General features: G+C 71.4%; 11 protein-coding genes. 7 read left to right on the top strand and 4 right to left on the bottom strand.

The window, feature by feature from the left end; all coding sequences use genetic code 11:
- Positions 1 to 242: 242 nt before the first annotated feature.
- Together AB0O48_RS23680 and AB0O48_RS23675 are read left to right on the top strand one after the other, a co-directional pair.
- Complete coding sequence (locus AB0O48_RS23680) at positions 243 to 2,762, top strand: DUF262 domain-containing protein (RefSeq protein ID WP_357249889.1); 2,520 nt, start codon at positions 243 to 245, stop codon at positions 2,760 to 2,762.
- 269 nt (positions 2,763 to 3,031) lie between these two features.
- Positions 3,032 to 9,040: a DUF4011 domain-containing protein gene (locus AB0O48_RS23675; RefSeq protein WP_365068376.1), complete on the top strand. Its 6,009-nt coding sequence runs from the start codon at positions 3,032 to 3,034 to the stop codon at positions 9,038 to 9,040.
- Positions 9,041 to 9,057: 17 nt separating this feature from the next.
- Here AB0O48_RS23675 and AB0O48_RS23670 read toward each other — a convergent pair whose 3' ends face one another.
- Positions 9,058 to 9,297: a hypothetical protein gene (locus tag AB0O48_RS23670; RefSeq protein WP_357249883.1), complete on the bottom strand. Its 240-nt coding sequence runs from the start codon at positions 9,295 to 9,297 to the stop codon at positions 9,058 to 9,060.
- A gap of 103 nt (positions 9,298 to 9,400) precedes the next feature.
- Between AB0O48_RS23670 and nhaA the strand changes: the two genes are divergently transcribed.
- Positions 9,401 to 11,335, top strand: a complete 1,935-nt coding sequence (gene nhaA, locus AB0O48_RS23665; protein ID WP_357249880.1) for a Na+/H+ antiporter NhaA — start codon at positions 9,401 to 9,403, stop codon at positions 11,333 to 11,335.
- Between the two features lie 23 nt (positions 11,336 to 11,358).
- On the opposite strand, the gene AB0O48_RS23660 is transcribed toward nhaA, so the two are convergent.
- Positions 11,359 to 12,759 carry an MFS transporter gene (locus tag AB0O48_RS23660; RefSeq protein ID WP_357249877.1) on the bottom strand — a complete coding sequence of 467 codons (1,401 nt, stop codon included), beginning with the start codon at positions 12,757 to 12,759 and terminating at the stop codon, positions 11,359 to 11,361.
- A gap of 112 nt (positions 12,760 to 12,871) precedes the next feature.
- On the opposite strand from AB0O48_RS23660, the gene AB0O48_RS23655 reads away from it, so the two are divergent.
- The 4 genes from AB0O48_RS23655 (at position 12,872) to AB0O48_RS23640 (ending at position 18,565) form a co-directional block, all read left to right on the top strand.
- Positions 12,872 to 13,438 carry a helix-turn-helix domain-containing protein gene (locus AB0O48_RS23655; RefSeq protein ID WP_357249874.1) on the top strand — a complete coding sequence of 189 codons (567 nt, stop codon included), beginning with the start codon at positions 12,872 to 12,874 and terminating at the stop codon, positions 13,436 to 13,438.
- Positions 13,439 to 13,653: 215 nt separating this feature from the next.
- Complete coding sequence (locus tag AB0O48_RS23650; protein WP_357571005.1) at positions 13,654 to 15,234, top strand: alkaline phosphatase D family protein; 1,581 nt, start codon at positions 13,654 to 13,656, stop codon at positions 15,232 to 15,234.
- 219 nt (positions 15,235 to 15,453) lie between these two features.
- Positions 15,454 to 16,671, top strand: a complete 1,218-nt coding sequence (locus tag AB0O48_RS23645) for an MFS transporter (RefSeq protein ID WP_357571004.1) — start codon at positions 15,454 to 15,456, stop codon at positions 16,669 to 16,671.
- 103 nt (positions 16,672 to 16,774) lie between these two features.
- Entirely contained in the window at positions 16,775 to 18,565 is a 1,791-nt protein-coding gene (locus tag AB0O48_RS23640; RefSeq protein ID WP_357249866.1) for a gamma-glutamyltransferase family protein, read from the top strand.
- Positions 18,566 to 18,573: 8 nt separating this feature from the next.
- Here the strand turns inward: AB0O48_RS23640 and AB0O48_RS23635 are convergent, their stop codons facing one another.
- Both AB0O48_RS23635 and AB0O48_RS23630 read right to left on the bottom strand, forming a co-directional pair.
- A complete protein-coding gene (locus AB0O48_RS23635; RefSeq protein ID WP_357249863.1) occupies positions 18,574 to 19,200 on the bottom strand; it encodes a response regulator transcription factor in 627 nt (208 codons plus the stop codon).
- On the bottom strand, positions 19,197 to 20,435 hold the full coding sequence (locus AB0O48_RS23630) for a histidine kinase (RefSeq protein WP_365068371.1): 1,239 nt from the start codon (positions 20,433 to 20,435) through the stop codon (positions 19,197 to 19,199). Before AB0O48_RS23630 ends, AB0O48_RS23635 begins: the two co-directional genes overlap by 4 nt.

Genomic DNA, 20,435 nt, shown 5'->3' with positions numbered 1-20,435 from the left:
GAACTCTGTGCCGAGATGCAGACGTGCGGGTGTCCCTCCCAGGTAGGCGTCCTCGCCGACGAGGCGGAGCTCCCCCGCTGACCGGCGGCGATGCTGACGCTGGTCAGCATCTCTGCGGCGAACTCGGTACCGCGCCGACTTGCCGTGGCCGAACAGAGAAGTCACGTTTTTGACTGAGGCGTTGATCCGATTCGGGTGTCTGGTTGGCTGGCCGGATTACGCCAGGGACGAGGGGAGCGCACATGGTTGCGGCACACGAGACGACGCTGCGGGAGTTGCTCGAAGGCGCGAAGCAGTATCGGGTGCCGCTGTACCAACGGACCTACTCGTGGACGGACTCACAACTCAGACGACTCTGGGACGACATCCGTAAGTTGGCCGAGGAGCGAGTCGAAAACCAGAACCTCACGCACTTCATCGGCTCGCTTGTGCTCGCGCCCAGCCCCACCCTAGGCCCGGCGGTCTCCGAATTCCTTGTGGTGGATGGTCAGCAACGTCTCACCACGCTGTCCATTCTGCTCTGCGCCATCCGCGACCACCGCGCCACACATGAGGGTCCAGACCACCGAGACCGCATCAACCAGGAATACCTGATCAACAAGTACAAGCCGACTCATCGGTTGAAGCTCGTTCCCACCCAGGCCGACCGCACCGCCTACGAGGCCTGCCTCGAAGCGACGCCTCAGGCCGGCGGCAGCGACCAGGTGGGTGCGGCGTACCGGTTCTTCGCGGCCCAACTCGTCGCCGTCGACGACCCGGACGACCCGCTGGATATCGAACGCATTGAGGACGCGGTCATCTCGGGGATGGCGCTGGTCTCGGTTGTTGCGCAGTCCGGCGACAACGTCTATCGGATCTTCGAGTCGCTCAACAACACCGGCCTGAAACTCACACAGGCTGACCTGCTGCGCAACTACCTGTTCATGCGCCTGCCCAACCGTGGCGAGGCGGTCTACGACTCGCTGTGGTTCCCCCTGCAGAAGCAGTTGGACGCCGGGGAAATGGAACAGTTGTTCTGGCTCGACATGGTGCACCGCAACCCCGAGGTCAAACAGACCGACACCTACGTCGGGCAGCAGGCGAGGCTGAACGGCCTGCACACCGAGGCGGAGATCGAAGCCGAGGTGCGCCGATTCTGCCGCCTCGGCGCCCTCCTGCGGATCATCCTGCATCCCGAGGAGGAGCCGGACCCGGAGGTACGGCGGCGGTTGGCCCGGCTCAACGCCTGGGACACCACCACCGTCCTGCCGCTCCTGCTGCACCTGCTGGACCGCCGCAAGCAGGGAACGGCGACGTCGGAGCAGATTGCCTCGGCGATGCTGTACGTCGAGAGCTACTTCATTCGCCGTCTGCTCATCGGTCGCGCCACCGCGAGCATCAACCGGGTCCTGCTGCGCATCGTGACCGACATGCGTAAGGATCTGCCCGTCGACGAGGCGGTCCGGGCGTTCTTGTCGGTGGGCCGCAAGTACTACGCCACCGACGTCAGCCTGCGCGAGGCGGTACGGTCCATCCCGTTCTACCTCAACGGGCGGGCGACCCAGCGCAAGTTGGTGCTTCAGTGGCTGGAGGAGTCGTACGGCAGCAAGGAGCCGGTCGCGCCGCAGTCGCTCACCATCGAACACGTCATGCCGCAGAGCCCGACCGCGGAGTGGCGGCAGATGCTGAGCGAGGACCTGCAGGGCGAAGAGAGCTTCGCCGAGGTGCACGAGGCCCTTGTGCACACGTTGGGCAACCTCACCCTGACCGGCTACAACTCGGAACTGAGCAACAGCTCTTTCCTTGTCAAGCGGACCCAACTCGGCAAGAGTGGGATCGCGCTCAGCCGGGAGATCGCCGACCAGAAGCGTTGGGGACGCCCCGAGATCCACGCGCGCGCCGACGGGCTCGCCGAACGGATCATCGCCACCTGGCCCGGGCCCACCGAGGAGGCGGGCAACAAGTCCGAGGTGCCCTGGGACGTCATGAACACGGCGCTCGCCGCGCTGCCCGCCGGCTCGTGGACCGCGTACGGTGATCTGGCCGCGCTGATCGGCAGTCACCCTGTCTCTGTCGGTGCCCGGCTCGCCCACCATGCCGCACCGAACGCACACCGGGTGCTCCAGGCCGAGGGCGTGCTAGCCCCGAACTTCCGCTGGCTTGAGCCGTCCCGCACCGACGACCCGCACGACCTGCTGCGCGAGGAGGGTGTCGACTTCGACACGTACGGTCGGGCCAGCCAGGCTCAGCGGATCGGTGTCGAGGAACTGGCCCAACTTGCCGGGATGCCGCAGCAGGACGGGCCCGGCCAACTCCTGCGTCCACGGTCCCGACATAACAATCCGCTGGACGACCGCTTCCTCGAACAGCTGAGGGACCTTCAGCATGCGCAGGTCGCGCACGGCACGGTCGCGGTGCTCGAAGCCTGGGCCGGGATGGGCGGCATGTTGTTCTATGGCACCGGCGGCGAGACCTCGTGCTTCCTCATGGCGCGTGGCAAGGACCACGAGCTGGGCAACATCTGGCCCGCGACGATCTACCCGAGCGGTAAGTTCGAGATAGTGTTCCAGCACCTGAGCACCCGGCCACCGTTCGACGACATCGAGTTGCGGAAGCAATTCCGCGAGCGGTTGAACGAGTTGGAGGGCGTGAATATCGCGGCAGCCAAGCTCGCGCTCCGCCCCGGGTTCCCTCTGGACATCCTCGTCAACGTCAAGGCTCGCGAGGCGCTCATCGAGCATCTCCGCTGGTTCTACGGGCAGGCCGTACAACCAGAGGCCTGACCCGCGGCCTATCCCCGCTGTTCGTGGCCCGGGGGCCATGGCACGGGCAGTGCCTTGGCGAAGGGGGGTGACTCGTGGAGTGGTCAGCTCCGTCCCTTTCTCTGCAGTGCGACAGCCTGGCCGAAGGAGCTGACAGAGATCGCGGCCGACGTCGAGTTGGGCTCTGACGCGGCCTCGCCTGTGAAAGCTGGCGCGAAGAGGGGATCCCCCCAGGCGGCCAAGGTGGCCGCTAGGCTGGCCCCCCTGGTCTGCCCACCTGGAGAAACGCCATGTCCGACAGCGTCTTCGCGCAGTTCACCGCCGACGACGACCAGCTCGAGGTCGGGCTGCTCGTGCAGCCGGCGATCAACGCCGCCCTGGTGCACAACCGGGTGCCGCTGGTCCGTCACCTCACGCTCGTCAACCGAGGCGTGGTGCCGCTGACCGACGTCACACTGACGCTGGAACTGCGTGGCCCGGACGGCGCGCTGACCGAGCCGTGGGTACGGACGCTGACCCAGCCGTTGCGGCCCGGGGCCAGCACCAGCTGGGACGACTTCCGCGACTTCACACCCGACCGCACGCTGCTGTACCGCACCGACGAGGCGTTCCCGGTCGACTACACCCTCCAGGTGCAGGCGCAGGAGCAGGCACTGACGCTTGTCGCCCCGTCCAGGGTGTTGGCGCACAACGAGTGGTTCAACACCCCCGCCCTGTACGACAGCCTGGCGGCGTTCGTGCAGCCGAACACCAAGGCCGTCGAGGCGGTCCTGCGGGCCGCTGCCCAGCTCCTGCTCGCACGGACCGGCTCCGGCTCGTTGCAGGGCTACCAGGAGGGTTCGGAGCGGGCGGCGCTGATCGCCGGCGCGGTGTACGAGGCGCTGCGCCAACTCGAGATCACCTACCAGACCCTGCCGGCGTCCTTCGAGAACACCGGCCAGAAGGTGCGCACGACGGCGGCGGTGCTCGACGGTCGGCTCGGCAACTGCCTCGACCTGTCCGTCACGTACGCCGCGTGTCTGGAGGCGGCGGGGCTGCACCCGCTCGTCTTCATCGGCGCGGGGCACGCCTTCGGCGGTTTCCTGCTGGAGGAGGAGCGGCTGGGCTCGGCCGCGGTGACCGAAACCAACCTGCTGGTTTCCATGGTGGACTCGGGCCGGGCCGTGCCGGTCGAGCTGACCCGCATCGGGCCGGGCGCGCAGTCGGCGACCTTCACCGAGGCGGTACGCGTCGGGCTCGGCCACTTCCGCGGCGACGGCGAGCGCGTGCAGGGCGTCGTCGACGTGCACCTGGCCCATCGCTCGGGGATCCGCCCCCTGCCCGCCGCGGTAGACAGCGAGGCGACGCCGAAGACAGCCGAGGCGACGCCCGCGACAACAGCGTCCCTCGACCTGCCTCCCGGCGTCGCCGCCGCGCGGCTGCGCCAGTTCGCCGACGAGGGCGAGGAGGTGCCGCAGCAGTCCGACGGGTCGCCGGCGCGCGTCCAGCAGTGGAAGAAGTCGCTGCTCGACCTGAGCCTGCGTAATCCGCTGCTCAACCTGCCCAAGCGGGGCCGTGGTCTGGACCTGCACGTGCCGGCGGGTGCGTTGGCCCTGCTCGACGACCTCATCCACGACGGCCGCCAGGTGCAGGTCATCCCGCAGGACGCCATCAGTCACGTCCACGAGTTGGCCGGGACGCGTCGGGCGCAGGACCTCGACGCCGAGATCCTCACCCGGGAGCTGCGTACCGACCGGCGGGTCTACGGCGCGGTCACCGACGCCCGCTACAAGACCGCGATGCGCGCGCTGCAACGCGAGGCGCGCACGATGGAGCAGGAGACCGGCAGCAACTACCTCTACCTGACCATCGGCACCCTGGTGCACACGAAGACGACCGGGGGAGAGGCGTACGCGCCGCTGTTCCTCCTGCCGGTGCGCATCGAGGGCGGCAGCGGCCGTCGCCCGTACGCGATGGTCATCGACGGCACCGAGGTCGCCAGTCCGAACCACTGCCTGGTCGAGTGGTTGCGGGTCAGGCACAGCGTGCGGATCCCGGAGCTGGAGCGACCGGTCCTCGACGAGCACGGCATCGACATCGCCAAGACCCTCGCGGCGATCAACGCCGGGCTGCTCGACAACCGGCTCAACTACCGCATCGACGAGACCGCCAGCCTTCGACTGTTGCAGTTCTCCACCTTCCAGATGTGGCGGGACCTCACCGACCACTGGCCCCGCTTTCTGGAGAACCCGGTCGTCCGGCACCTGGTCGAGTCCTCCGGCGCCACGTTCGACGATCCCGCCCGCCCGGAGCACGACGTCGAGATCGCCGTCGACGAGGCCGACCTGCACCTGCCCATCCCCGCCGACGGGTCGCAGATGCAGGCCATCGTGCGCGCCGAGCGCGGCCACTCCTTCGTCCTGGAGGGTCCGCCGGGCACCGGCAAGTCCCAGACCATCACCAACATGATCGCCCAGGCGGTCGGCGCGGGCCGGTCGGTGCTCTTCGTCGCCGAGAAGCAGGCCGCACTGGAGGTGGTGAAGCGCCGCCTCAAGCAGGTCGGCCTCGGGCCGTTCGCGCTGGACCTGCACGGGCGTAAGCAGTCCCTCAACGCGATCCGCCAGCAGTTGCGCGACGCACTGGACCAGTACGACCAGGGCGGCGACGGCACGTGGACGGCCGTCGAGACGGCCTACCGGACGCGGCTCGCGCCACTGGCCGACTACCCGGCCCAGGTGCACACCGCCAACCCCGTCGGGCTGTCGCTCTGGTCGGCCTACGAGCAGACCCTGGCGTACGGCGACGGCCCGGTCGCCCCGATCCCGGTGGCCTACCTGCACGCACCCGCCCCGGCACGCGTACAGGTCGAGACGACCCTGCGGGAGTTCCCGGCGGCCGCACGATCGGCGCGACTCCGGGCGGCGCACCCGTGGGCGCTCAGCGGCTGCCGCACTCTCGACGGGCTGCACGGCGACGCGGTCACCGAGATCGCCGGTGAGCTCGAACGCCTCCGTGCCGACCTCGCCGCCCACCCGCACCTGGTCGAGCTGCTGCGGACGTTGCCCGCCCCGGAAACGGTGAGCGAGCTACAGGCGGGCGCCTGGCTCGCCGTACGCGGACTGCTGCCGGACCGGCAGACCACCCTGCACGCCGGCGACCGACGGTGGGACGAGGCGGTGGCCCGGCTCCAGGCGGACCTGGCGGCCTTCCGGCAGGGCTTCGCCGGTGAGCTGGCCACCTTCCGGCCGGACGTGTTTGCTCGACCGGAGCTGGCCGCCTGGCACGCGGCGGCCCAGGAGGCGGCGAAGAAGCTGTTCGGCAAGCGCAAGCGGCGGCAGGCCGTCGCGGATCTGCTGGCGGTGCACCTGGTCGCCGGTGCGACGCTCGACGTCGATCGGGTGGAGGTCACCACCGGTCGGCTGGTCGCCGCCCAGGCGCAGGCGGCGGCCCTCCACCAGCATGTCGGCGCGGTGGGCGGGCTGCGGCTGTCGCGGTGGCAGCCCACCGACCCCGCCGCGCAGGAGCGGCTGACCGAAGCGATCGAGGCGACCCGGGTGGGCCGCACGCTCCTGACCCGGCACCCGCGAGCCTGGGAGCTGTTCGACGGCGGGTGCACCGATGCCGACGCGGTGGTGCTCGACCGCTTCGCCTCGCGGTGGCGGGCCTGGCGCGGGGTGTTGCGCTCCGGTGCGGCCGAGCTGGCCCGGTGGGCCGCCGGTGCGCACTGGGTGGACGCCTGGCAGCGCGACGGCGCGACCTGGCTGCACGAGTTGCGGAGCGAGGAGTTGTTCCCGCTGCGCCGGTGGGCGACCGTCCTGGCCCACGCCGACGTGCTCGCCTCCGCCGGTCTCACCGACTATCGGGACCAACTGCTGCGTGCCGAGGTGCCCGCGCGTCTCGCCGAGGAGGTCTACCGGCGGGGAGTCGCGACGGCGTCCCTCGCCGAGCGGGTCCGGGCCGGCGGCCTGCAGTACTTCGACGCGGAACTGCACGACGACGAGATCAGCCAGTTCGAGGCGGCCGCCGGTGAGCTGCGGTCCGCGCTGCCCACGCAGCTGCCGTCGGTGCTGGTCCGTCGCCGCCCCTTCAGCCCGACCGACCGGCGGGGCCGCTTCGCCGACTTCGCGGCGGAGCTTCGCCGCAAGCGCGGCGGGCGGTCCTTCCGGGAACTGTTCGAGCAGTACCCGGACGCGGTGCTCGCACTGACCCCGTGCGTTCTGGTCAGCCCCGCGTCCGCGGCGAACTTCCTGGCACCGGGGAGCCAACGTTTCGACCTGGTCATCTTCGACGAGGCCTCGCAGATCCGCGTGGCGGAGGCGATCGGCGCGATGGGTCGGGGCAGCGCCGTGGTGGTGGTCGGCGACTCCCGGCAGATGCCACCGAGCAGCATCATGCAGGCCAGCCACAGCCCGGACGACGTCGACGAGGGTGACGGTCCCGTGCCGGAGGACCTGGAGAGCATTCTCGGCGAGGCCGTCGAGTCGGGACTGCCGCAACGGTGGCTCTCCTGGCACTACCGCAGTCACGACGAGTCACTCATCGCCTTCTCCAACCGCTACTACTACGACAACAAACTGTCCAGCCTCCCGTCGCCCGGTGCCGCCAGCGAGGCGGGCGTCAACTGGCGGCGCGTCGACGGCCGGTACGACCGGGGTGGATCCCGCACCAACGAGGTCGAGGCGCGGGCGATCCTCGGGGACATCACCCGGCGGCTGCACGACCCGGCGACCGCCAACCACTCCGTCGGAGTGGTCACCTTCAACATCCAGCAGCGCGACCTCATCCTCAACCTGCTGGAGGAGAGCGCCGATCCGATCATCCGCGAGCACCTGTCCGGCGCGGTCGCGGAGCCGATCTTCGTGAAGAACCTGGAGAACGTGCAGGGCGACGAGCGGGACGTCGTCCTGTTCTCCCTGGCCTTCTCCACCAACCCGGAGACCGGTCAGCTCCCGCTGAACTTCGGCCCGCTGAGCCAGGCCGGTGGCGAGCGGCGGCTCAACGTGGCCATCACCCGCGCCCGCCGCCAGGTCGTCCTCTACTCGTCCTTCGACCCGTCCGACATCGACCTGTCCCGCACGTCCGCGCTGGGCACCCAGCACCTGCGGGCGTACTGCGAGATGGCCGCCGCCGGCGCGGAGCGCCTGGGCGACCTCGCCACCGACCGCACCGAGCGGCGCAGTCGGATCCGCGACGAGGTGGCCGCGGCGCTGCGCGACCGCGGCCACGAGGTCCGTACCTCGCACGGCCTTTCCGACTTCACCGTGGACATCGCGGTACGCCGACCAGGCGCACCACGGTGGCAGGTCGCCGTCATGCTCGACGGCCCGGACTGGAGCGCACGCCCGACGGTGGCCGACCGGGACTCGGCGCCCGCGCTCCTGCGCTCGATCATGGGCTGGCCGGAGGTCGTGCGGTTCTGGCTGCCGGCGTGGATCCACGACCGGTCGGCGCTGCTCGACCGGGTCGGCGAGGCGGTCACCCGGGCCGACGCGCCCGCGACCGCCGAACCGGAAACCGACTCGTCGGCGGCTGCCGCGCCGCCCGGGGCCATCGCGCTGCCGCAGCCGCGCTCCGAGGCGGACGTGGAGCCGCCGCACCCGACCGCGACGGCCGAGCTGCCCCAGCCGCGCCTCGCCGTGGACGACGAGCCCGCCCCGGATGTCTCGGCGCCGCCGGTCAACGCGCTCGCCGCCGCAGCCACCGCACCCGCGCCCACCGCACCCCAGGTCACGGCGGCCTCCGATGGGGACACCAGCACGGTGAGCCCGTTCGTGCCCTACGTGCCCACGCCGCTCGGCGACCAGGCCGACCTCGACCTCCTGGCCACCGACCGGCGGGTACGTGAGCTGATGCGGAACGCGCTCCGCGAGATCATCGAGGCGGAGGGACCCATCGAGCAGCACCGCCTCGCCCGCCTCGCCCTCGCCCGGTTCGGTTTCCTCCGGACCCGGGAGGACCGGCGTGTCGCCGTCCTGTCGCTCGTCGACTCCCGCCGCCTGCACGCTCACCCGACCGTGAGCCGGTACGCCTGGCCCGAGGACGCCGACCCGCGGACGTACCGCGCGTACCGGGTCACGCAGGCGAGCAACGACCGCGCGTTCGAGGAGGTGCCACCCGAGGAGGTGGCCAACGCCCTCGTGCACGTCCTCCAGGGCGTACCGAGCATGGACGAGGAGCGGTTGCTGCGCGCCGGCCTGGAACGGCTCGGCTACCGCCGCCGCACCGAAAAGATCGACAAACTGCTCCGGTACGGGCTGCACGTCGCCGTGACCAGCGGTCGCCTCCGCGTCGACCAGGACGGTCGCCTCACCCGCGCCTGACGAGGGTCACGACACGTTCAGCCGAGACCGTGCTCCTCCGGACGCGTGTTGAGGACCCCCTCGGAGCCGGGGGAGACGATCTCGATCACGAGGAGCACGTCGGCGACCGGCAGCCACACGCCGTCTGCCTGAGCCTTGCTCCAGACGACCAGGTCTGGAATCCGTCCACCGACGCCGCCGTCACGACCCGGTATGCGTAGCCCGACTGCTTGGGCGATGTGTTCCGCCGGGACACCGCCCTGGGCGAGCCACACCATGAGCCGGGTCGCGATGATCGCGTGGTTGGTCCCTCCCCACCGACGCCGTACGCGGTGGACGATTCACCGCCGCGCCGAGATCAGGTCGACAAGGATTGTCTCCGTGACGAGCGACGACACGCACCGGGGATGGAGCAGCCGAACCGCCTGGGAGGGGCGGTTCAACGCTCCGCTGCGCGCGTTCCTGCGTACCGAGACCGGGGGTGCCCGGCTGGTGCTGGTCGCCGCGGTGGTGGCTCTCGCGTGGACCAATCTGCACGTCCGGTCGTACGAGTCGCTCTGGAACACGTCGTTGTCGGTCCAGCTCGGCGACTGGTCCCTGTCACACGACCTGCGTACCTGGGTCAACAGCGGCCTCATGACCTTCTTCTTCCTGGTGGCCGGGTTGGAGTTGCGCCGCGAGTTCGACATCGGCGAGTTGCGGGAGCGGCGTCGACTGGCGTTGCCGATGCTGGCCGGCTTCGGCGGCATGCTCCTGCCGATCGGGATCTATCTCGCGATCAACTCCGGGCACACCACCGCCGCGGGTTGGGGGGCGGTGATGGCCACGGACACGGCGCTCGCGCTCGGCGCGCTGGCCGTCTTCGGGCCGCGCTTCTCCGACCGGCTGCGGGGTTTCCTGCTGACCGTCGCGGTCGTCGACGACGTGCTGGCCATCGTGGTGCTCGCGATCGCCTACCCGAAGCATCCTTCGCCGATGGCGCTGCTCGTCGCGGTGGGCATCTTCGCCGTCGTCCTGCTGGTACGGGGGAGCGGCGTGCGGTTCGGGCCGATCTACGCGCTGCTGGGGGTGGCGGCCTGGGTCGCCGTCTCGAAATCCGGTGTCGACCCGGTCGCGGTGGGTCTGGTGATGGGGTTGCTGACCTACGCCTATGCCCCCGGTCGCGGCGACCTGCAGCGGGCAACCGACCAGTTCCGCCTCTTCCGGGAACAGCCCACCCCGCAGCTCGCCCGGATGGCCCGAGCCGGGCTCACCTCGGCGGTGTCGCCGAACGAGCGGCTGCAGACTCTCTTCCATCCGTGGGCGAGCTATGTGGTCGTGCCGCTCTTCGCACTGGCGAACGCCGGAATCGTGGTCGACGGCGAGCTGCTGGCCCGGGCCGTGACCTCCCCGGTCACGCTCGGCGTCGTGGTCGCGTACGTCGTCGGCAAGCCGGCCGGGATCCTGACCACGTCGTGGCTGGTGGCCCGGCTGAGCGGCAACCGGTTCCGCCCGCCGGTGGGCTGGCTCGCCGTCGCGGGAGTCGGCACGGTCTCCGGCATCGGGTTCACCGTCGCCCTCCTGATCGCCACCCACGCGCTCAACGGTCCCGCCCTGGACGAGGCGAAACTCGGCATCCTCGTCGCGACGCTCGGCGCGTCCCTCGTCACCTGGCTGGTGTTCCGCTCGGCCGGGCGACTGTCGCCGGCACGGCGCACCCGGGCGCTGCTGGGCGTCACCGAGGGGATCGTCGACCTGATGCTGCCGGTCGACGAGCAGCGCGACCACATGCGGGGGCCGGTCGAGGCGCCGGTGACGGTCGTGGAGTACGGCGACTTCGAGTGCCCCTACTGCGGGCAGGCCGAGCCGGTGGTCCGGGAACTGCTGGCCGACTTCGCCAACATCCGGTACGTGTGGCGGCACCTGCCGCTCACCGACGTCCACTCACACGCCCAACTCGCGGCCGAGGCCGCCGAGGCGGCGGGGGCGCAGGGCGCGTTCTGGGAGATGCACGACCTGCTCCTCACGCACCAGCACGCACTCGACCCTGCCGACGTGCTCGGCTACGCCGTACAGCTCGGCCTGGACCCGGACCAGTTCCGGGAGCACATGGTGAAGCGGATGGGCGTCGACCGGGTCGCCGAGGACGTCGACTCCGCCGACCTCAGCGGCGTCACCGGCACCCCGACGTTCTTCATCAACGGCCGGCGGCACCACGGCGCGTACGACATGGCCGCGCTCTCCGCGGCGGTGAAGGGGGCGTTCGCCAGCGCGAAGCTCTGCCCCGAGTACCACCCTCGGCCTCCCGGGCGGCGCGAGGGCGGGCTGTCGGGCTGACCGCCCCGACAGCCCGCGCGCGCTCAGCCAGCGGGGAGAACCGCGAGCTGCCGGGCACGACGTCCCGCGATGGCCACGACGACCGCCAAGGCCAGTGCGATCAGGAAGAAGACGTCCGCGCCGGTGAAGGCCGCGTGGAAGCCGGCGGTCGGGTCGGTCGTCGCACTGGCCCGGGTGTACGCGATGGTCAGGACCGCGATGCCGAGCGAGCCGCCGAGCTGGTGGGCGACGTTTACCAGCCCGGATGCGGCGCCGGCGTCCTGCGGCTCGACCCCGACGACACCGCCCTGGGTCATCAGGATGATCGCGATCCCCTGACCGATTCCGATCACCAGAAGCGGCAGCAGCACGTCCGGGAAGTAGCTGGACTCGGTCGAGATCCGGGACAGCCACGCCATGCCGATCAGTGCGATGGCGAGAGACGCCACCAGCAGGATGGGACGGCCGAGCCGGTTCTGCAGGGGCCGGATGACGTAGACCATGGCGAAGAACATGCCGGTGATGGGCACGTACGCGAAGCCGGTCTGCAGGGCGCTGAGGTGCAGCACCTCTTGGAGGTACTGGCTGAGGAAGTAGAAGGTGGAGAAGGTCGCGCCGACGATGAGGATCCGCCCGGCGTACGCCCCGGAACGCTCCATGCTGCGGAAGAGCCGCAGCGGGGTGATGGGTTGCGGCGCCCGGTGCTCGATCAGCACGAAGGCGATCAGGAGGACGGCGCCGAGGCCCAGCGAGACCACGGTGGTGGGCGCACTCCAACCGGCCGCTGCGGCCTGGATGAAGCCGTACACGAGGGCGGTCATGCCGGCGGTGGAGGTCAGCGCGCCGCCGAGGTCGAAGGTGCCGGGGCGGCGTTCGGTCTCGACCAGGAACCGCGGGGCGAGGAGCGCGATGGCGATGCCGATCGGGACATTGACGAGCATTCCCCAGCGCCAGGACAGCAGGTCGGTGAAGACTCCACCGATCACGATCCCGACGCTGCCGCCGGCGCCGATGACCGCGCTGTAGAGGGCGATCACCTTGGCGCGGGCCCCCGGCTCGGGGTGGTCGGCGACCAGCAGGGCGAGCGTGGAGGGCACCGCGAGCGCGGCGGCGAGCCCCTGCGCAACACGGGCGGTGATCAGCCAGCTTCCGTTCAGCGCGAGACCGGCGGCGAGGGATGCCGCGGTGAACAGGACGATCCCCACGACGAAGACGCGGCGGCGGCCGAGGAGGTCGCCGGCCCGGGCGCCGAGCAGGAGCAGGCCGCCGAATGCCAGCACGTAGGCGTTCTGCACCCAGGAGAGTCCGGACTGGGTGAAACCGAACTGCCGCTGCACGTGTGGCAGCGCGGTCGTGATGATCGAGGTGTCAAGCGTCATCATCAGCTGCGAGCCGAGGATGAGCGACAGGGCGATCCCGCGGCGGGAGGCGGGAGTCGGGGACATGGTCTGCCTTCTTTCGGGCTAGACTGATAGGCGACCTCCGGATAAGTGGAGGCGACTTATCACTATAGTGATAGGCGGCCTCCGTTTGCTGGCACTGGGAGACATCGGCACCGTGACGGCCCTCACCCACCTGCGCGTGGCCCGCCCACACCGGGCGGACGCGGCGCGCAACTACGACGCGATCCTCGCGGCGGCCCGTGTCGCCTTCGCTGAGCAGGGCGCCGACGCTCCCCTCGAGGAGATCGCCCGGCGCGCTGGCGTGGGCATCGCGACGCTCTACCGGAACTTCCCGACCCGCGAGGTGCTGATCGAGAACGTCTACGTCACCGAGGTCGAGGCGGTGTGCGAGGCGGCCGAAGACGTCGGCTCCCTGGCCCCCCGTGCCGCCCTGTACGCGTGGCTGCGGCGCTTCGTGGAATACATCGGAGCGAAGCAGCCTCTGGCCGCCGGCCTCAACCGGGAGTCCGCCGCGTACCAGGAGTGTCGGCGGGCGCTCTACGCGGCGGGCGGACCGCTGCTGGAGCGCGCGCAGCTGGCGCACGAGGTGCGTGCCGACGTGACGATCGACGACGTGATGCGGCTCTCCAGCGCCATCGCCTCCGGGCACTTCCCGCGCTCCGAGCAGCGCGACCACGTCCTCGTTGTCGCATTGGACGGGTTGAGCACGACGACCGGGTGACCTCGACGTCACGGTGACGGCGCAGACGTACAACTCCCAGGAGCACGCGGGGGAAGCGGCGCCGCGCGGGCCGCTTCCCCGTGACCCGGCGGTGTCACCGTCGTCAGTGGAATGCCCCGGCCCTGTTCACTGGGTGTTCCGGCGGGCGTCATGTCGGACAGTTGGGATCAAGGGAGCACACGCAACACCGTCTGCCCTCCGGAAGGTACCCCTCCATGTCGCAGTCACCCCGGACGCTGCCGCGTCGTCACTTCCTCGCCCTGGGAGGTGTCGCCGCCGGCGCGACGATCCTGGCGGCCGAGCCCGCCTCGGCGAACCCCGGCGCCTCGGGCGACCACCGCACGCTGCCCGGCTATGCGTTCACGCTCGGTGTCGCCTCTGGCGACCCGTCACCCGACGGCGTCGTGCTCTGGACCCGACTGGCACCGGACCCGCTCGCCCTGGACGGCCTCGGGGGCATGCCCGACCGCGCCGTGAACGTGCGGTGGGAGGTGGCCGAGGACGAGAGGTTCCGCCGGGTGGTGCGGCACGGCGTGGAGCGGGCCACCGGCGACTGGGCGCACTCGGTGCACGCCGAGGTGCACGGCCTGCGGCCGGATCGCGTGTACTGGTACCGGTTCCGTGTCGCGGGCCAGGTCAGCCCGGTCGGTCGCACACGCACGGCCCCGCGGCCGGGTGCCGCTCTTCAATCGATGAGCTTCGCGTTCGCGAGCTGCCAGGCGTACACCGACGGCTTCTTCACCGCCTACGAGCACATGGCCCGGGAGGACCTGGACCTGGTGGTCCACCTCGGCGACTACATCTACGAGGGTGCCGGCGCCGGCACGATCGGCCGCCCGCACATCCCGGCGGCGGAGACGTTCGCGCTGACCGACTACCGGATCCGCTACTCGCAGTACAAACTCGACCCGGCACTCCAGGCGGCGCACCGGGCGGCGCCCTGGGTGGTCGCCCCGGACGATCACGACGTGGAGAACAACTGGGCCGGTGACCACTCGCAGCCGGACACCGAGCCGGACCAGGACCCCGCCGTGTTCCGGCTGCGCCGAGCCGCCGCCTACCAGGCGTACTACGAGAACCTGCCGCTGCGCCGCTCGTCCATGCCCAGGGGTCCGGAGATGCAGGTCTACCGACGCCTGACGTTCGGCGACCTGCTCCAGCTCGACGTGCTCGACACCCGGCGCTTCCGCGACCAGCAACTCACCGACCAGTCGTTGCGCTGGGACCCGAACCGGCAGATCCTCGGCGCCAAGCAGGAAGCCTGGCTGCTGGCGGGCCTCGGCGCGTCGCGCGCACGCTGGAACGTCCTCGGTAACCAGGTCTTCGCGATGGAGGCCGACCACACCGGCGGCCCGACCGAGACGTTCGGCATGGACACCTGGGACGGGTACGCGGCGGCGCGGCAGCGGCTCTTCGACGGTCTGGCGAAGCGGAACGTCGAGAACTTCCTCGTCGTCACCGGCGACGCGCACCGCAGCGTGGCCGCCGACCTCAAGCTGAACTTCGCCGACCCGGCCTCCCGCACGATCGGCACCGAGTTCCTCGGCACGTCGATCAGCTCGGGCGGCAACGGCACGGACATGGACGCGCTCGGGGTGACCTGGCTGGCCGAGAACCCGCACATGAAGTTCCACAACTCCCAGCGCGGATATCAGGTGGTCCACCTCGGCCGTCGCGAGATGCGCACCGACTACCGCGTCGTGCCGTACGTCGACGTGCCGGGCGCCCCGATCGCGACGCGGGCCAGTGTCTACGTGCAGAGCGGCCGGCCCGGGGTGGCGCACGTGTCGGCCTAGGACGGGGTGCGCCTGGTGGTTGGCCACCGAGCCGGGTCCGCGGCGTCGGTGTCCAACCGCCGGGCGCGGGACGGGCCGTGCACCCCCGGAGGGGTGCCACCTGATGAGGGCTTTTCGGGCTGTTGTCACACCCGCGCGGTGGGCCAGGACCCATGCTGCACGGGGGACAGGAGCCGCGATGGCCCGCAGCAGGGGCGTCCGAGCCCGAAGGGACCGATCATGTCCAACGCCAGCCGTGCCGATGGCGCAACGACACGGTCGGGTTCCACGTCCGGCGCCGTGCGGGTCACGTTCGCCTTCTGGATCACGCTGGTGGGCACCACCGTGCCGACTCCGCTCTACCCGCTCTACGAGATGGAGTTCGGCTTCGCCTCGCTCACCGTGACAGTGGTCTACGCCCTGTACGCGTTGGGCGTGGTCGTCGGCTTGCTGGTCTTCGGTCGGCTCTCCGACCAGATCGGCCGACGCCCGGTCATCCTCGTCGCGTTGCTGCTCTCGGTCGCCGCGGACGCCGTGTTCCTGGCCGCCGTGGACCTGGCGATGATCATTGTGGGTCGGATCCTGGCCGGTCTCTCCGCCGCGCTGATCATCGGCGCGGCGACCGCGGCGCTGGCCGAGTTGATCAGCCCTCGGCACCCGAAGCGCGCCGCGACCGTTTCGATCTTCGCGAACCTGGGCGGCCTCGCCACCGGCACCCTGCTGTCCGGGATCGTGGCGGACGTGGCGCCCGACCCGCTCCGGCTGCCCTGGGTGATCGTGCTGCTCCTGGCGGTCGCCGCGATCGTCGCGTTGCGCGGCGTACCGGAGACGGTGCGGGAGCGCTCGCCGGTGACGCTGCGGGTGCAACGGTTGCACGTGCCGGCGAACATCCGGGGCGCCTTCGTCCGCTCGGCGATCACCGCTGGCGCCGGGTTCGCCGCGCTCGGGGTGCTCACGTCGGTGAGCGGGCTGTTCCTCGGCATGGTCCTGCACGAGACCTCGCACACCCTGGCCGCGCTCGTGGTCTTCGTGGCGTTCGCCGGTGCGGCGTTCGGGCAGCTGCTGACCCGCGTCCTGTCCTCGCGCGCCGCGCTGGCCGGCGCCTGCGTCGGTCTGATCGTGGGGGCGGGCCTGCTCGCGTTCAGCATGTGGATGGCGCTGCTGGGGACGCTCGTCGTCAGCGCGGCGATCATCGGGGTCGCGTCCGGGGTGGCGGTCGGCGACGGGATCGCGACGATCACGATGAAGACCGAACCGCAGCACCGGGCCGAGGCGGTGTCGACCTTCTTCGCGATCCTGTTCGCCATGCTCGGCGTGCCCGCCGTCGGGGTGGGCCTGCTGATCCAGGGCACCGGTCTGCGTCCCGCCGCCGAGATCTTCAGCGCGGTGGTGGCGGTGCTCGCCCTGGTAGTCCTGCTCAGCCTCTTCCGCGGCGACCGGACCCGGCCCGCGCACTGAGCACCGCCGGGCCTGAGCCCGCGCACTGAGCACCGGGCGGGGCGGTGCGCGGGTAGACCCGGAGGTCTTGCGTTCGCACCGTGGATCCGAGTGAGGTGTGATCATGACGTTCACCACCCGGCCCACGCTGCGGGGCACCTTCGGCATGGTCTCCTCGACGCACTGGCTCGCCAGCCAGTCGGCGATGGGCATCCTGGAACGCGGCGGCAACGCCTTCGACGCGGCGGTCGCCGCCGGATTCGTCCTGCACGTGGTCGAACCGCACCTCAACGGACCGGGCGGCGAGGTGCCGGCCATCGTGGCCACCGCGCAGGACCCCAGGCCGAAGGTGCTGTGCGGGCAGGGTCCCGCGCCGGCCGGCGCCACGATCGCGCACTTCCGGTCCCTCGGGATGGACCTCGTCCCGGGGGCCGGGCCGCTCGCGGCGGCCGTACCCGGCGCCGTGGACGCCTGGCTCCTGCTGCTGCGCGAGCACGGCACACGTACCCTCGCCGAGGTGCTGGAGCCGGCCATCGGCTACGCCGCCGCCGGACACCCGCTGGTGGGTCGGGTCGGTGCCACCGTGGCGGCCGTCCGGTCACTGTTCGAGGAGCACTGGCCCACCTCCGCCGCCCTCTGGCTGCGCGGCGGCCGGCCGCCGGCGGCGGGGGAGCTGGTCACCAACCCGGCGTACGCGGACACCCTGCGCCGGCTGGTCGAGGCGGGACAGGCGGCCGGCGGGGACCGGGAGGCGCAGATCGAGGCCGCGCGCCGGGCCTGGAGCACGGGTTTCGTGGCCGCGGCGATCGACGCGTTCAGCCGGCGGCCGTTCCAGGACTCCAGTGGACGGCCGCACGCCGGGCTGGTCACCGGCGACGACCTGGCGGCGTACTCGGCGACCTGGGAGGCGCCCGTCACCCTGGACTGGCACGGCTACTCGGTGGCGAAGACCGGTTTCTGGGGCCAGGGTCCGGTGTTGCTGGAGACGCTGGCCACCCTGGACGCGCTCGACGATCCCGGCGCGTACGACCCGGCGACCGCGGCGGGGGTGCACGCCCAGGTCGAGGCGCTCAAGCTCGCCTTCGCCGACCGGGAGGCCTGGTACGGCGACGGCGTCGACGTGCCCGGCGCGGCGCTGCTCTCCCGGGAGTACGCGCGCGAGCGGGCGGCGCTGATCGGTGCTCGCGCGTCGGCGGAGTTGCGGCCGGGGCGACCGGACGGTTCGCGGCCACGCCTGCCGGCCCACGTCCGACCCGACACCGTACGGCGAGCACCCGCGACGGATCCCACGACCGGGGAGCCGACCGTGCAGGCGGACGGGGTGACCCGTGGCGACACCTGCCACGTGGACGTCGTCGACCGCTGGGGCAACATGATCTCCGCGACCCCCAGTGGTGGCTGGTTGCAGAGTTCGCCGACCATTCCGGAACTCGGCTTCCCGCTGGGCAGCCGGTTGCAGATGTGCTGGCTGGAGGAGGGGCTCGCGTCCTCGTTGGCGCCGGGCCGTCGACCGCGTACGACGTTGAGCCCGACGATGGTGCACCGCGACGGCGAGCCGGTGCTGGCCTGCGGGACCCCCGGCGGTGACCAGCAGGACCAGTGGCAGGTGCCGTTCCTGCTGCGGCATCTCGTCGCCGGCCAGCCGCTTCAGGAGGCGATCGACGCGCCGGCGTGGCACACGCTGAGCCTGCCGGAGTCGTTCTATCCCCGCGAGATGGCGCCCGGCGTCCTGGTGGTGGAGGACCGGTTCGACGAGCGCGTGCGGGCGGCGCTGCGGGCGTACGGGCACGAGGTGCGGGTCACCGACGGGTGGAGCCTGGGTCGGCTCTGCGCGGTGACCCGCGATCCGGCGACGGGTGTGCTGTCCGCCGGCGCGAACCCCCGGGGGATGCAGGGCTACGCCTGCGGCCGTTAGGGCGTGGGTCAGACGCCGCGCGCGAACAGGGCGAGGCGTACCCGGTTGGGGCTGTCGGTCTTGGTCATCAGACTGGTGATGTGGGTCTTGACCGTGGTGACACCGATGTGCAGCCGGTCGGCGATCTCGGTGTTGGACAGGCCCTCGGCGACCAGGTCCAGCACGTCGTGTTCGCGGGCGGTCAGACCCGGCGCCTGCCGTGGTGTCTCGGGCCGGGCGTGCACCGCGCGCTGGACGAGACGCCGCAGCACCTCCGGGCTGAACGGGCTGTCACCGACGGCGGCCCGCCGGATGCCGTCGAGCAGTTCGGTCGGGGGCGCGTCCTTGAGCAGGAACCCGCAGGCTCCGGCGGTCAGGGCGGGGTAGAGGTGGTCGTCGTCGCCGAACGTGGTCAGCACCAGGATGCGGGTGCTGGGGCGGTCGGCGAGGATCCGGCTGGTCGCGGTGATCCCGTCGACACCGGGCATCCGCAGGTCCATGACGACGACGTCGGGCAGCAGCCGCCCGGCCAGCGGGATCGCCTCCCGGCCGTTGTCGGCCTCGCCGACGACCTCGATGTCGGGTTGGGCGTCGCAGAGCATCCGCAGCCCGGCGCGGATGAGGTGCTGGTCGTCGACCAGCAGCACCCGGATCACGCCGGCTCCGGCGCGGGCGCACCGGCGGGGGACGTGCGGTCCCGGGGCACCGTGGGGGCGGGCGGCTGGGCGCCGGAGGACGGGAGCACGGTACGCACCCGCCACCCCGTCGGGGTCGGGCCGGCCTCCAGCCGACCGCCGAGGACCTCGACGCGCTCGCGCATCCCGGTGATGCCGTGCCCGCCACCGGTCGGAGCGCCCACCGGCGTCCCACCGTGTCCGTTGTCGGTCACCTCCCAGTGCACGGCACCGTCGCGAACGGCGACCACGAGGTGCGCGAGCGCGGACGTCCCCGCGTGTTTGGCCACGTTTGTCAGCGCCTCCTGGGTCAGTCGCAGGACCGCCATGCCGCGGACCGCGTCGAGCGAACCGATCGCCGGGTCCAGGTCGGCGTCCACGGTGATGCCGGCCTGCCGGGCCCGGTCGATGGACGTGCCGATCGCCGCCGGCAGCGCGGAGGGTTCGATCGCGGTCAGCGCCGCGTCACCGCGTACTCCGTCGGGGTTGCGCAGCACCGCGACCAGCCGGCGCAGCTCCGCCAGGGCCGCGGTGCCGGTGCCGTGCACGTCGTCGAACACCTCGCCGACCCGGGGGTCCAGGTCGGTGAGCACGTGCCGGGCCACGCCGACCCGCAGGACCATCGACGCCACGTGGTGGGCGACGACGTCGTGCAGCTCGCGGGCGATGGCGGTGCGTTCGTCGGCGCGGGCCGCGCGGGTCTCCGACGCGTGCTGGCGCTGTTCGGCCACGGCGCGCTCGACGGCCTGTCGACTCAACTGGCGGTTGGCGCGGATGACGAGGCCGAGCAGCACCGGCACGCCAACCTCCAGGGCCAGTCCGACGACGCCGGAGGCGACCCGGTTGACCGGGGCGCCGATCGAGTCGGTCAGGTCGACCGCGACGAGCAACGCGGCGGACAGCCAGATGACCCGGGGGCGGTGCGCCCGCATGGTGACCTCGAGCAGCGCCCAACTGGCACCAACCTGGTTGATGGTGAAGTCCTCGACCAGGCTGAGCGCGACCGCCAGCAGGACGGTCTGGATCACCAGGTTGACCACCGGTCGACGGTGTGTCGCCAGGGCCACCGCGAACGCGAGCGCCGCGAGGATCCACTGTGTTGTGCTGGCGGCGCGGCCGTAGGGGACGAGGAGCAGGAAACCCAGCCCGCTGAGGTCGAGCAGCACCATCCGCACGAGCGTGTCGCGCATGTCGAACAGTCGCGCCGGCCATCCCAC

The organism is Micromonospora sp. NPDC085948 (assembly GCF_040686315.1).
Taxonomy (GTDB): domain Bacteria; phylum Actinomycetota; class Actinomycetes; order Mycobacteriales; family Micromonosporaceae; genus Micromonospora.
The sequence above is the reverse complement of the archived record's forward strand: the minus strand, read 5'-3'. Positions and strand labels throughout refer to the sequence as shown.

Excerpts from the sequence above, each read along its gene's own strand:
- AB0O48_RS23680 (WP_357249889.1), top strand. The coding sequence starts at position 243 with ATGGTTGCGGCACACGAGACGACGCTGCGGGAGTTGCTCGAAGGCGCG.
- AB0O48_RS23640 (WP_357249866.1), top strand. The coding sequence starts at position 16,775 with ATGACGTTCACCACCCGGCCCACGCTGCGGGGCACCTTCGGCATGGTC.
- AB0O48_RS23645 (WP_357571004.1), top strand. The coding sequence starts at position 15,454 with ATGTCCAACGCCAGCCGTGCCGATGGCGCAACGACACGGTCGGGTTCC.
- AB0O48_RS23650 (WP_357571005.1), top strand. The coding sequence starts at position 13,654 with ATGTCGCAGTCACCCCGGACGCTGCCGCGTCGTCACTTCCTCGCCCTG.
- AB0O48_RS23675 (WP_365068376.1), top strand. The coding sequence starts at position 3,032 with ATGTCCGACAGCGTCTTCGCGCAGTTCACCGCCGACGACGACCAGCTC.
- AB0O48_RS23670 (WP_357249883.1), bottom strand. The coding sequence starts at position 9,297 with ATGGTGTGGCTCGCCCAGGGCGGTGTCCCGGCGGAACACATCGCCCAA.
- AB0O48_RS23660 (WP_357249877.1), bottom strand. The coding sequence starts at position 12,759 with ATGTCCCCGACTCCCGCCTCCCGCCGCGGGATCGCCCTGTCGCTCATC.